Consider the following 11,941-nt stretch of genomic DNA (forward strand, 5'->3'; position numbering starts at 1 on the left):
TGACCTCGGGCTGAACCGATCGGCGTGACCGCACGTATTCCCGAGCGAACGCAACGCCGGACGCGCGCCGGAAGCGAGGGAGACCGCCATCAGCGACCACGACGCCCAACTGCTGCGCGCGCTGCACGACGAGCACGCGGAGGCGCTGTACGCCCATGCCCTGCGGCTGGTCAACGGCGACCGGCAGCGAGCCGAGGACCTGGTGCAGGAGACGCTGCTGCGGGCCTGGCGACATCCCGAGTCACTCGACCCGCGGCGCGGCTCGGTGCGGTCCTGGCTCTTCACCACTGCCCGCAACCTGGCCATCGACGCCTGGCGGCGGCGTTCCACCCGGGTCGGCGAGGTCTTCACCGACGACCTTCCCGAACCGCCGGAGGTGATCGACGAGGCCGAGCGGGCGGTGGAGGCGTGGACCGTCGCCGAGGCGCTCAACCGGCTCAGCCCGACCCACCGGGAAGTGCTTGTCGAGTGCTTCTACCAGGGACGGTCGGTGGCCGAGGCGGCGTCCCGGCTGGGCGTGCCACCGGGGACCGTGAAGTCCCGCACCCACTACGCGCTGCGGTCCCTACGGTTGGTCCTGGCTGAGATGGGAGTGACGGGATGACCCGGTGCGAGTTCGCGCACGACGATGGCGCGTACGTGCTGGGTGCCCTGGCCCCCGCCGAGCGGGCGGCCTACGAGCGGCACCTTGGCGGCTGCGCGTCCTGCCGGGAGGCGGTCGCCGAGATCGCCGTCCTGCCCGGGTTGCTCGGGCGGCTCGACCCGGCGGGGTTGGAGCAGATCCTGCCGCCGCCGGCCCCGCCCCGGGTGCCCGCGTTGTTGGAGGAGGCCCGGCGTCGCCGGCGTCGGGAGCGCGCCAGCGACCGGCGACGCTACGCGTTGACCACCCTGGCCGCCGCCGGGCTGGCCCTGCTTGTCGGTGTGGGCACCGCAGTGGTGCTGCCCCGGCCCGCGGACCAGTCCGGCCCGCCGGTGGCCCAGGGCAGCACGCCCGCACCGCAGGTGTCGATGGTCGCCATGCGTCCGGTGGCCAGCACCGGGCCGGTGCATGCCGACATCGGGCTCATGGGCACCAAGTGGGGCACCCAGGTGACAATGCGCTGCGGGTACGACGCCCGGTCGAGCTACGGCAAGGCGTATCCGTTCCGGCTGGTGGCGCGCGGCCCGAGCGGGGCCAGCGAACAGATCGGCTCCTGGTTGGCCGCACCGGGCGACGCCCTCCAGTTCACCGGTGCCACCAGGTTCACCGATGCCGAGCTGGTCAGCGTGGAACTCCAACGGGCCGACGGCACACCGATCCTCACCTACGCGGTGCCCTGAGACGTCGGTGCGCCGTACCGGGACGAGGGGGCGCGGGTCAGGGGACCAGGGCGGGTTGCCTGGCGGTTCGGGTTCGGCGGGAGTTGTGGACGACATCGGCGGTGAAGACGATGAGGGCGAGCCAGACCAGCGCGAAGCCGGCGAGGCGGGCCGGCGGCATCGGCTCGTGGAAGATGAGTACGCCGCAGCCGAGCTGAAGGATCGGCGCCACGTACTGGATCATTCCGAGACCGCTCAGCGGTAGCCGGTTGGTCGCCCCGGCGAACAGGAGCAGCGGGATCGCCGTGGCCGCGCCGGCCAGTACCAGCAGCACGGTGTGCCCGGCCGAGACGTGGCCGAAGGTGGACTGGGCGCGGCTGGTGAGCCAGGCCAGGTAACCCAACGCCGGCAGGGCCAGCACCGCCGACTCGACGAAGAGACCCTCCGCCGCCGGCAGCCCGAGCCGCTTCTTGACCAGGCCGTAGCCGGCGAAACTGAACGCCAGCGTCAACGCCAGCCAGGGCAGGCGGCCGTAGTCCACTGTGAGCACCACTACCGCCGACGCGCCGATGCCCAGCGCCAGCCACTGTGCCGGGCGGAGCCGCTCCCGCAGCACCGTCACCCCGAGCAGCACCACGACCAGCGGATTGATGAAGTAGCCGAGCGCGGTCTCGACCACCCGGTCGGAGTTGACCCCGTAGATGTAGGTGCCCCAGTTGACGGCGATCAGCGCGGCGGCGGCGACGATCCCGGCCACCGCCCAGGGGCGTCGCACCAGCGCCCGGAGGAAGCCGATGTTGCGCAGCGCTGCCAGCAGCAGGGCCACGAAGACCACCGACCAGACGACCCGGTGGGCCAGTACCTCCAGCGGCCCAGCCGGCCGCAACAGCTTGAAGTAGAGCGGAAAGAAGCCCCAGAGCAGGTACGCGCCGAAGCCGTAGAGGTATCCCAGGCGGAGTGGCGTCACCGCTCCACCGTAAGGGGCATACTGGTATTTTGCTCCTTTCCGGTGACCGGCGTCACGGGTGTACGCCGGTCGAGTTGCATCCACCGCTCCGGCACGTCCAACGGCGTGAAGCCCACCCGCGCGTACACCTGGTGCGCGTCGTTCGTGGCCAGCAGGATTCGGCGGACGCCGAGGTCGTCCAGGTGGTCGCGGATGGCGCCGGCCAGCCAGCCGCCCAACCCGCGGCCCCGCTCGGCGCGGTCGACGTAGACGTCGCAGAGCCACGCGAAGGTGGCGCCATCGGTGACCACCCGGGCCACCGCCACCTGCCGGTCGTCCTCGGGCCGGTAGACGCCGAACGGCAGCGAGCCGGCGAACGCCAGTGCCGTGGTCTCCCGGTCCCGACCAAGGGCCCAGTACGCGTCGGTGGACAACCAGAGGTGCACAAGGGCCAGATCGAGTCGGGCGGGGTCGGTGCTGAGCAGGTAGCCGTCGGTGCGAGTCAGCGAGAACACGCTGCGACGCTAGCCGCCGGGGTGGACGGCCAGACCGGCCAATTCCCAGAGTCTGGTCATTGGCCGGCCGTTGTCGTAGCCCCTCGGCAGGCCGGATCGGTGCCGGCCCGTGAACGTCAGTCCCGGTCGAGGACGGCGCCGAGGATCCAGGTCACGATGCTCACGAACAGGGCGCCGAGCACCGCGGCCGGCCAGAAACCGTCAACCGTGAACGGCAGCCCGGCCTGGTCGGCGATCCAACTGGTGAGCAGGAACAGCAGCCCGTTCACCACAAGCGCGATGAGACCCAGGGTCAGCAGGTAGAAGCCACAGCCGACGGTCTTGATGACCGGCTGGAGGACCGCGTTGACCACGCCGAAGATCACCGCCACCAGGAGCAGCGTGGTGACCGTCTCGGTGGCGGAGTCCGACTCCAGAGAGATGCCCGGGATGAGGAGTGTGGCCAGCCAGAACGCCAGCGCTGTGCTGGCCAGCCGAATCAGCAGACCTTTCAGAAAACCCATGGCGGGGATCGTGCCACGGACCTCGCACCGGCGTAACCCGCAGTTGACCATGCGGGTGGATCAGCCGCGCGACGGCCGCCCGATCAGTTGTGACTCGATCGGCGTGGGGGAGAGCAGCGCCCAGCGCAGCGCCCGCCGATTGACAACGGCGACCATGTCGTCCCGGATCCGGGTCAGCCACTCCGCCGAGCCGCCCAGCCCCAGGGCAACCCCGGCCAGCGCTGCCTCGTTGGCGTCAAGCGGTTGCAGCAACGCGAGGTCGGCCCGGCTCAACGCGTCGACGTCGGCGGAGGTCAACTCGTCCCGTACGACAAGCGTGGCCCGCCACGGCGGACCCGGCTCGGCCTCGGCCGTCACCGGCCCGGCGTCGACGACGAGCAGCAACGGACGCAGGGCGGTCCCCACCCCGTCGGCGACCGGTCGACCGGGCGGGAGCAGCGGGATCGTCCCGCCCGGCGCGCCCACCCCCCGGACGAACGGCTCCCAGACGCGCGGCCGTGCGGTCTGCACCACCACCAGCGCACCGAGTGCCAGTGCGCGCAGGGTCACCAACTGGGCCGCGCGCGCCCCGCCGACGAGCAGCACCCGGGTGCTCTCCGGCCGGAAGAGTCGCACTGTGACGGCTCTGCCGTGCCGGTTCGTGCCGACCATCATGCCCGCGTCGCCGAGGGTCAGGTCCCAGTCGTCCATCGCGATGCGGGGCCGCGCCCCGGGTGTGGTCAGCGCCAGCGGCAGCGTGGCGGCCAGCCCGGGCAGGTGGGCGCCATCGAGGCGTCGCAGCTCCCCGCCCAGGTCGGTCACCAGGCGGTGCAGCGCCTCGGAGGCCGCTGTCAACTCGGTCGCCGTCGTGGCGGCCAGCCTTACGGTCAGCTCGGTCGGCGCCGGGCCGGCGCCGGTGCTCGGCGACGGACCCGCCGTGATCGACACTGTCGTCGCGGTCGCCGGCAACGCGAGCAGCCGGGGCACCAGCCGCCGCCCACCCGTGGCGCCCGCCTCTGGCCACCGGACCAGCCGGAAGGTGGCCTGCACCAGGGTGCCGGACCGCAGCGCCGGCCAGGACTCCCGCACCGGCTGGCCGTCGTGGTGGGCCAACTCGGCCAGGACACGCAGGGCCGCGGGTACGCCGAGCGGGCGCGCGGTCAGCGGTCCGAACCGGCGGACGACGCGACGTACCGTGCCGGCGAGCACCCGGCGCAGGTCCTCCTCCGACCAGCCGTCCACCCGCAGCACCCGGATCGCCACCACCGCCCGCTCCCGCCCGGCGAGCCGCCCGTCGGTGAGCTGCCGGTACGACGTGCCGGCCGTGCCACCCGCGGCCGGCACCGGTGCCGGTGCCCCGGCGAGCAGCAGTTGGACCCGCAGCGGGGGCGCGTCGGGAGCGGCCGGGGGCAGCAACGCGGCTGGCGCGGGGAGCGCCCGGGACACGTCACCGAGCAGGTCCCCGGGGTCGCCGAGCTCCAGTAGCGCCACCATGCCCGCGGTGTCCTCCAGAACGGCGGCCGGGCCTCCGGTCAGCTCGGTCGAGCGCACGACGGTGCCGGGAGCGACAAGGTCGAGCAGTTCGGCCGCTCCGGACGGCCCGGCGAGCGCCCGGCGGCGGGTCAGGTGCCCGACCGCGGTGCCCAGCCACTCGAAGAGCCACCGACCCCGGAACCGGACCCCGGCGACCGCCAGCAGCAGCACGGCCACCAGTGCGACCGCGACGACGACCGGTGCGGGCCGGCCGAGGGCGGTGAGGACGAGCGCCGCCGCGACCTGTGCGGCAACCAGTTGTCCGGCCCGTACCCCGGCGCCGGCCCGCCGATCGGACCGGGCCCAGCGGTCCACTGCTGATCGACGACGGGGTGTACGCAGACCGCTCGGGTCCAGGCCGACCTCGGCGGATCGGCCCGACCCGGCCGGCTCACCCGGTCCGGCCGCTGGCGGGGCGGCGCTCGGCCCGGACCCGACCGGGGTCGCCGGGTGCGGCCCTCCGGTGGTGATCGCCGGCACCGTGCCTCCTCGACCAGTGGGGACCGGGTCGCGCGGCCGGCCCGCCCCGCGACGGCCCGTCACACGCCGCGACGTGGCTGCGGCACATCGTAAGCGACCGATGGCTCACGTGGTTGTCCACAGGGGAGACGGAGGGGGTAGCAGAACCGCAACGAGGCCGCTACCGTCAGCCACGAAGTCATCGCTGACCCGCGTCTCAGTGCTCGACGACCGGGCCAAGCGAACGACGCGTTCACAGGGCGGGCGCGTCGACGGCCAAGGTGCGATCAGGGAGACGAGGTGACGTCCGGGTGTCCCAGACCCAGGCAGAAGCCGCGGTGATGCAGCAGACCGCCGCGAAGTTCGAGCAGGTGGACCAGTCGTTGCAGTCCATGCTGACCGGCCTGCTGGCCGAGTTGCAGGTGTTGCAGCAGGCCTGGCGTGGTGCTGGTGGCCGCTCATTCGAGCAGGTCAAGCAGCAGTGGTCACAGGACCAGGCGGCGCTGCACCGGGCGCTGCGGGAGACCGCCGGGGCGATCCGCACCGCCGGCCGGCAGTACGACGTCTCCGACGACGAGGTGGCCAGCCGGGTTGCCGGCACCAATCGCGGCGGCATCCAGCTGCCGCTCTGATCCCGCTGGGGAGGGAAATCCGATGGACCATGGTGTGCTGGTCGTCAACTTCGCCGCGCTCCACCAGGCCGGCGCGGACATCCAGAAGGCGCTGAACACGCTCGACTCGCAGCTCGGCCAACTCGAACGAGATGCCGCCCCGCTGGTGGCGAGTTGGACGGGCGAGGCCCGTCAGGCCTACGAGCAGCGGCAGGCGCGGTGGCGGTCCGCCTCGCAGGATCTTCAGGCGATGCTGCGGGACATCAAGGTGGCGGTGCACGACTCGGCCACCGACTACCTGGACACCGAAAAGAAGAACACCGGGCTGTTCCAGTGAGCGCGGCGCGTCGGGAGCGCTGACCGTGTCCCGGTCAGCCGCCCGGCCGCCGCGGGTCGTCGGTCCGGGCGGTCAGCTGTCGGCGTCAGGCCGGGTCGGCCGGGCGCCAGCGTCGGCGGGCGCCGCGGGGCACCACCAGGGCGAGCAGCGCCACGGTGGCCGTCATCGTGCCGACCGCCGCGCTGACCAGCAGGGCGCGTTTCTGCGCGTTCGCCCGGCGGGCCTGGCGGGCCAGCGACGCCGGGTCGGCCCGGTCGGCGGCGAGCATGGCGACCGGTCGGGGTCCGGCCACCCGACCGCCGCCGGTCTCGGTGACCGCGCGGTACGGGTTCAGCACGCCGGCGCCGTACCCGCCGCCGTGGCCCGCGTCGGGAGCCGGATCGGCGGTGGCGATGATCCGTTCCGCCACCTGGGCCGCTGTCAACTCGGGCCGGTACTCGCGCAGCAACGCGGCGGTGGCGGCCACGAACGGCGCGGCGTAGCTGGTGCCCTCGACCTGGTGATGGCCCGACCCGGGGGCGGCGGTCAGCACCTCGCTGCCCGGTGCGACGAGGTCGACGTACGCACCGGTCTGCGAGAAGGTCGCCCGGCCACCGTCCGCGCCGATCGCCCCCACGCCGAGCACCCCGTCGTAGGCGGCGGGAAACGGTCGGGGATTCCCACCGTCGTGCAGGTTGCCGGCGGCGGCCACCAGCACCACGTCCCGGTCGACCGCGTACCGCACCGCCGAACGGACCTCCGGGTCGTCCGCGTACAACACGACCGACAGGTTCACCACGTCGGCCTCGTGGTCCACGGCCCACCGGATGGCCTCGGCGAACTCGTCGGCGCTGACCGTACGCCCCGACTCCCGTCCCTGCACCACCTGCTGCTCACTCACCCGCACCGGCAGGATCCGGGCACCCGGCGCCAGACCGCGGAAGGCGACCCCGGGCTGGGGCGTCGCCGCGATGATGCTCGCCACACCGGTGCCGTGCCCGGCGCAGTCCCGACCGCCGTCGCCGCCGCGGTCGAGCAGATCGGTGCCGGCCAGCACGCGCCCGACCAGCTGGGGGTGCGCCCGGTCGACCCCGGAGTCGACCACCGCGACTGTCACCCCGGCGCCGGTGGCCAGGGGCGCGAGGCGGGTCGGGTCGTACCGTTGCTGTGGCCACGGTGTGGCGGTGACCGGCCGGACCGGGGCGAGTGGGGTCGCGCACGCCGGTGCCGTCCGGAGCCCGGCGGTGGCGGTGGCGCTCGGGAGGGCCGGTACGGTCAGCAGGCTCGCGGCCAGACCTGCGAGGACCGGGCGCGTGATCGATCGGGACATCGACAGCCTCCGTATCGTGTCGGCTCCGGGACGGGATGTTATCGCCTCGCCCGCGCCGCGGTGGGCCGCCGACGGCCAGCCATTGTGATCTTGATACCACCTTGTAGGTTGTACGCGATACCTGTGGCCTGTTCTCGGAAGGGGAGGTGGCCGTGACCGCATGGGAGCCGGCCACGGAGGCCGAGGTGGCGATGCGCGACGCGCTGCGCGCCAACGACCAGGAGCTCTACTTCCGACTCCTGTCCCGCACCGATCTGCTGCTTCCGGTCTCCGCGCCGACGCAGCCCGGCCAGGCACCCCCCGGGTGGGGCACCTGGACCACCGGTGGCCGGACACACGTGCTGGCCTTCACGTCCGCCGCCGCACTGCGGGTCTGCCTCGGTGAGCACTCCGGCACCAACCGACGCGTGCCCTTCGCCGACCTCGCGGTCGGCTGGCCCAACCAGGAGTGGTGGCTCGCCGTCAACCCGGGCCTGCCGGTCGAGGGCTACCTGCCGGCCTGGTTCGTGTCGCAACTCTCCCGGGGCGACGTGCGCCTGCCCGGCCGCGCCATGGGCGCCCGCGCTCGGCTGGAGCGGGCGGAGACCCTGGCCCGCACCCGCACCGGCGCGCCCGGTCGGGACGCCGGGCCGGCTGCCGGGTCGCCTCCCACGACAGGTGCGACCCAGTCTGGGCCTGCTCCGGCCCCGCCTGCCCCGGTCGCGCCCGCCCCGGTCGCGCCCGCCCCGGTCGCGCCTGCCCCGGTTCCGCCCGCCCCGGTTCCGCCTGCCCCGGGCGCGCCCCGCAGGGCCGCGTGGGGTCCGGCGCCACGGGCGGCCGGCGCGCCGCCCGTGCCCGGCCCGGCGACGCGGACGCCCGGCCCCGTCGAGCCGTCGCGCCGACCCGGTGACGAGGACCTGCCCGCCGCCGGTCAGCGGCGCCCGAGTGACCCGCCCCCACCCGGCGCGTTGGGCGGCGGCGCCCTGCCCCGCACCGGCCGGCCATCCCGGTTCACGCCGTTGGCGCCGCCCGACCGTCCGGCCGATGCCACCGGACCCGGCGTGGGCTGGCCGACAGCGCACCGACCGAGCGACCCCGACGGCCCGGCGGCGGGCAACGGCAACGGTGTTCCCCAGGCCGCTCGACGTTCCTTCTTCGAACCCACCACCGCCCGGGAACGGGCGTCGGACCCGACGCCGGGCGGTGGGCGCACCGCTGACCGAGCGGCCCCACCGACCCGCTTCGGGCGAGGCAGCCAGCCCTTCCCGCGCCGCCGCCCGGCCGACGCGCCGGCCGAGGGGACTGCGACCCGGGCCTTTCCGATGACGGATCCGGACGCCACCCGGCCGCTGCGGCCGCCGACCGGCGACCTCGGTGCGTCCCGGGGGGTACGCGCCCCGGCAACCGGCGAGGAGATCACCCAGCCCCTGCCGCCGCGCCGACCCAGCCCCGTGGCCGAGGAGCCGACCCGCGCCTTCCGGATGACGGGTGAGCCGCCGCTGACCCGATCGCCGGAGCGGCCCAGCCCGTCGGCGGAGCAGACCCAGGCGATCCCGCGCGACCAGCCGCGCCGATTCGAGCCGGTGGAGGAGTTGCCGCCGTCCGTCGCGGAACCGGTCTCCGGCCCGCCCGCGCCGCGCCGCGGCTTCACGCCCATCGTCATCGAGGGCACCATCATCGAGTCCCGCGACCTCACCGACCCGGTCGAGACCAGCGGCCCGTTCGACGCGCCCCGGCAGCCCCGCCCCGGCGGGGCCGCCCCGCGGCCGTACGACCCGGCGCCCTCCGGTCCGGACCTGTTCAGTCCGGCGCCCTCCGGTCCGGACCTGTTCAGTCCGTCGTCCTCCGGCCCCCGCCCGTCCGGTCCCGCCTCGTTCAACCCCGGTCCGAGCCCATCGGCGCCGCCCTTCACCGGGCCGGTGGATGGCGGGCACACCGCGGACGGCCCGGGCGGTGTCGGCACGGGCGGCGGGCACACCGAGGACCGGGGTGGCGTCCCGGTCAGTGACGATCACACCGACATCGCCGGCTCGTCGGTCGGCGTGACCGGCGCGGACCGGGTCGACAGCGGCGAGAGCGCGATCGCGGACGGCTCCGGTCGGCCGCCGCCCGCCGACGAGCCGGCCCCTGTCGAGTTCGAGCCGGCCAACACCGTCGAGGAGGACCTCCTCGGTGCTGCCGGCGCCGGCAGCACCGACACGTTCCTGTCGACCCTGCTGCTGGCCCGGGTGCTGCTACCGGCGGCGCCGGAGTCGCTGCCCGGCAGCCGCCCCGGTGATTCGGGCTTCGTCTGGCGGACGGCGCAGCTCGACGGCGAGACGTACGTGGTGGTCTACACGTCACCGGAGCGCCTCGCCGACCACGTCGAGGGCGACGTGGTCACCGTCCGCGTGAAGTTCGCCCAACTGATCCGGCGGTGGCCCGACGAGGACTGGTCGTTCGCCGTCAACCCGGGCACCCCGGTCGGCGCCAAGCTGCCCGGTGAGCAGATCGTCGCGTTGGCCAACTGGGCCGCCGAGGTGGGGCTCGGTGACGACCTGGAGGTGGACCCGGAGGAAGCGCCGGCCGTGGCGGAGCCCACCGCCCGTCCCCGGTACGCCCCGGCGGTGGTCGACCCGACCCGACCGACGGTCATGCAGAAGGCGGTCGCGCCCAGCCAGCTCGCCTACTACCTGGATCGCGGGTACGACCGGGTCTCCGGCTTCGTGCACCGGGCCGGTGAGCTGGCCCACCTGACCACGCCCGCCCAGGTGCACGACGCGCTCGGCCTCAGCTACCCCGGTTCGCCGTTCGCCAGGGACGCCGAGGAGATCTACGTGCTGCGCTGGCCGGCGCACCGGCCGAGCCTCTACCGAATTCCGTACGGCGGTCAGAACGAGCCGGCGATGCGGGCCATGGAGGGGTGGGTCATCGAGCGCCCCCCGTTCCGGGGCAACGGCTTCGCCCCGGGCGAGAGCAGCGACGTGGTGGCAGAGTTCAAAGTGGACAGCGCGCGCCTCCCGCACGGCACACAGCTGTGGCGGATCGGCGCGGACGGCACCGAGCGGGTGATCGCCGAACTGGACACCGACTCGGTGGTCTGGCGACGGGTCGGTGAGGCGTGATGCGCGACGGTTACGTGGCCCGGTGGCAGGGTCGGGAATACCAGGCCAGCCCCGATGGCGACAACATCCGCCTCTACCAACGCGAGCCGGGCGAGGGCTTCGAGGAGGTCCGCGCCGGCCGGTACGTCCGGGTGCTGCCGGCGAGCGAGATCGAGGACCTGGCGTACGTGCGGACCACCTGCACGTGGCAGGGCCAGCCGTTCATCGTGCTCGGCGAGCACGACGCCTGGTTGCGGGTGGAATACACAGGTGGCCGCTGGCCGGTGGCTGAGGCGATGCGGCTGGAGGTCTTCGACTTCGGCGTCTACCAGGGGTGGGCGCCGGCCTCCGAGGTCACCGACCTCCGGGAGCAGCGGGTCTGAGCGGTCAGCTCTTGGCCCAGCGCAGGATTTCGCCGAGCACCAACTCCGGTGCCTCCAGGTGCGGAAAGTGCCCCACCCCGTCGAGCAGCCGCCACTCGTAGGGGGCGACGACGTAGCGGCCGGAACCCAGGGCGGTACGCGGCAGGGAGGCGGCGTCCAGCGCGCCGTGCAGTTGCAGGGTGGGGGTGGACAGCGGCTTCTGCATGAGGCGGACGAACCGGTATCCGTGCAGCCGCAGCAGCGAGCGGAACGCCCAGCGGTAGCCCTCCAACGCGCAGAACGCGGCCTGGGGGATGCACATCGCCTCCCGGCACCGCTCGGCGTACGCCTCGAAGTCCGGCCCGGCGGCCCAGCGTGGGCCGCCCCAGCGGCGCAGGATCTCCTCGACCGCCGCCGCGCCGTCCCGGGTCAGTACGTGCTCGTAGCGGGGTAGTTGGAACTTCAGCGCCGGCGTGGAGGCGGCGAACTGCCCGCGTGGGTCGGCGAAGATGCCGGCGCGCAGTCGCAGCGGGTGTGGTGCCCCCAACACCACGAGCCGGCGAACCAGGGCCGGGTGGAAGGACGCCACCGTCCAGCCCACCATGCCGCCGACGCCGCCGCCGACGATCGTCGCCGACCGTTCGCCGAGCGCACGGATCAACCCGGCGATGTCGGCCGCGAGGGTGTAGCCGTCGTACCCCCGGGGTGGTTTGTCGCTGGCGCCGTAGCCGCGCAGGTCGACGGCGACCGCCCGGAAGCCGGCGTCGGCGACCGCCGGCAGCATCCGGTGCCACGCCCACCAGTGCTCCGGGAAGCCGTGCAGGAAGAGCACCATCGGCCCGGTGCCGGCCTCGACCACATGGAACCGGGTGCCGTTGGCGCCGACGAAACGGTGCGTCCACGGCCCCTCGGTGAGGACACAGGACTCGTCGACGACTCCGCCGCGCTGGTCGGTCATGGCAGACAGCCTAGGACCCGGTTGCCGTCGGCGGCCCTTGTGGTCGCTTTTGAGCAGGGAGAAGCCCG

Annotated in this window: 12 protein-coding genes; 6 read left to right on the forward strand and 6 right to left on the reverse strand. The window is 74.0% G+C overall.

Annotated elements, in window-relative coordinates; translation table 11 throughout:
- The first annotated feature begins 109 nt into the window (after positions 1-109).
- Both ACQPWW_RS01920 and ACQPWW_RS01925 read left to right on the forward strand, forming a co-directional pair.
- On the forward strand, positions 110-604 hold the full coding sequence (locus tag ACQPWW_RS01920; protein WP_030334158.1) for a sigma-70 family RNA polymerase sigma factor: 495 nt from the start codon (positions 110-112) through the stop codon (positions 602-604).
- On the forward strand, positions 601-1,320 hold the full coding sequence (locus ACQPWW_RS01925; RefSeq protein WP_433128505.1) for an anti-sigma factor family protein: 720 nt from the start codon (positions 601-603) through the stop codon (positions 1,318-1,320). The genes ACQPWW_RS01920 and ACQPWW_RS01925 overlap by 4 nt, the downstream gene beginning before the upstream one ends.
- 37 nt (positions 1,321-1,357) lie before the next feature.
- Here the strand turns inward: ACQPWW_RS01925 and rarD are convergent, their stop codons facing one another.
- The 4 genes from rarD to eccE all read right to left on the reverse strand — a co-directional run bounded on the left by rarD (position 1,358) and on the right by eccE (position 5,255).
- Entirely contained in the window at positions 1,358-2,266 is a 909-nt protein-coding gene (rarD, locus tag ACQPWW_RS01930; RefSeq protein ID WP_433128507.1) for an EamA family transporter RarD, read from the reverse strand.
- Entirely contained in the window at positions 2,263-2,760 is a 498-nt protein-coding gene (locus tag ACQPWW_RS01935; RefSeq protein ID WP_433128509.1) for a GNAT family N-acetyltransferase, read from the reverse strand. Before ACQPWW_RS01935 ends, rarD begins: the two co-directional genes overlap by 4 nt.
- A 116-nt stretch (positions 2,761-2,876) precedes the next feature.
- Positions 2,877-3,263 (reverse strand): phage holin family protein, encoded by a 387-nt coding sequence (locus ACQPWW_RS01940; RefSeq protein ID WP_433128511.1) that lies wholly within the window; start codon positions 3,261-3,263, stop codon positions 2,877-2,879.
- A gap of 60 nt (positions 3,264-3,323) precedes the next feature.
- The gene (gene eccE, locus ACQPWW_RS01945; protein ID WP_433128513.1) at positions 3,324-5,255 is read right to left on the reverse strand and encodes a type VII secretion protein EccE; all 1,932 of its coding nucleotides are present in this window, start codon (positions 5,253-5,255) and stop codon (positions 3,324-3,326) included.
- Positions 5,256-5,545: 290 nt separating this feature from the next.
- Here eccE and ACQPWW_RS01950 point away from each other — a divergent pair, with 290 nt between their 5' ends.
- On the forward strand, positions 5,546-5,866 hold the full coding sequence (locus tag ACQPWW_RS01950) for a WXG100 family type VII secretion target (RefSeq protein ID WP_393312295.1): 321 nt from the start codon (positions 5,546-5,548) through the stop codon (positions 5,864-5,866).
- A 22-nt stretch (positions 5,867-5,888) separates the two neighbouring features.
- Entirely contained in the window at positions 5,889-6,182 is a 294-nt protein-coding gene (locus ACQPWW_RS01955) for a WXG100 family type VII secretion target (protein WP_433128516.1), read from the forward strand.
- 85 nt (positions 6,183-6,267) lie between these two features.
- Here the strand turns inward: ACQPWW_RS01955 and mycP are convergent, their stop codons facing one another.
- Positions 6,268-7,491, reverse strand: coding sequence for a type VII secretion-associated serine protease mycosin (mycP, locus tag ACQPWW_RS01960; RefSeq protein ID WP_433128518.1), 1,224 nt, complete (start codon positions 7,489-7,491; stop codon positions 6,268-6,270).
- A gap of 152 nt (positions 7,492-7,643) precedes the next feature.
- Here mycP and ACQPWW_RS01965 point away from each other — a divergent pair, with 152 nt between their 5' ends.
- Both ACQPWW_RS01965 and ACQPWW_RS01970 read left to right on the forward strand, forming a co-directional pair.
- The gene (locus tag ACQPWW_RS01965; RefSeq protein ID WP_433128520.1) at positions 7,644-10,574 is read left to right on the forward strand and encodes an SseB family protein; all 2,931 of its coding nucleotides are present in this window, start codon (positions 7,644-7,646) and stop codon (positions 10,572-10,574) included.
- The gene (locus tag ACQPWW_RS01970; RefSeq protein ID WP_357805062.1) at positions 10,571-10,936 is read left to right on the forward strand and encodes a hypothetical protein; all 366 of its coding nucleotides are present in this window, start codon (positions 10,571-10,573) and stop codon (positions 10,934-10,936) included. Before ACQPWW_RS01965 ends, ACQPWW_RS01970 begins: the two co-directional genes overlap by 4 nt.
- A 4-nt stretch (positions 10,937-10,940) precedes the next feature.
- Here the strand turns inward: ACQPWW_RS01970 and ACQPWW_RS01975 are convergent, their stop codons facing one another.
- Positions 10,941-11,873, reverse strand: coding sequence for an alpha/beta fold hydrolase (locus ACQPWW_RS01975; RefSeq protein ID WP_433128522.1), 933 nt, complete (start codon positions 11,871-11,873; stop codon positions 10,941-10,943).
- Positions 11,874-11,941 lie beyond the last annotated feature (68 nt).

Origin of the sequence: Micromonospora sp. CA-240977 (genome assembly GCF_050942285.1) — a bacterium.
Taxonomy (GTDB): domain Bacteria; phylum Actinomycetota; class Actinomycetes; order Mycobacteriales; family Micromonosporaceae; genus Micromonospora.

Bases quoted from the DNA above. Each gene is read 5' to 3' on its own strand.
- ACQPWW_RS01925 (WP_433128505.1), top strand. From the start codon at position 601: ATGACCCGGTGCGAGTTCGCGCACGACGATGGCGCGTACGTGCTGGGT.
- ACQPWW_RS01940 (WP_433128511.1), bottom strand. From the start codon at position 3,263: ATGGGTTTTCTGAAAGGTCTGCTGATTCGGCTGGCCAGCACAGCGCTG.
- ACQPWW_RS01955 (WP_433128516.1), top strand. From the start codon at position 5,889: ATGGACCATGGTGTGCTGGTCGTCAACTTCGCCGCGCTCCACCAGGCC.
- mycP (WP_433128518.1), bottom strand. From the start codon at position 7,491: ATGTCCCGATCGATCACGCGCCCGGTCCTCGCAGGTCTGGCCGCGAGC.
- ACQPWW_RS01975 (WP_433128522.1), bottom strand. From the start codon at position 11,873: ATGACCGACCAGCGCGGCGGAGTCGTCGACGAGTCCTGTGTCCTCACC.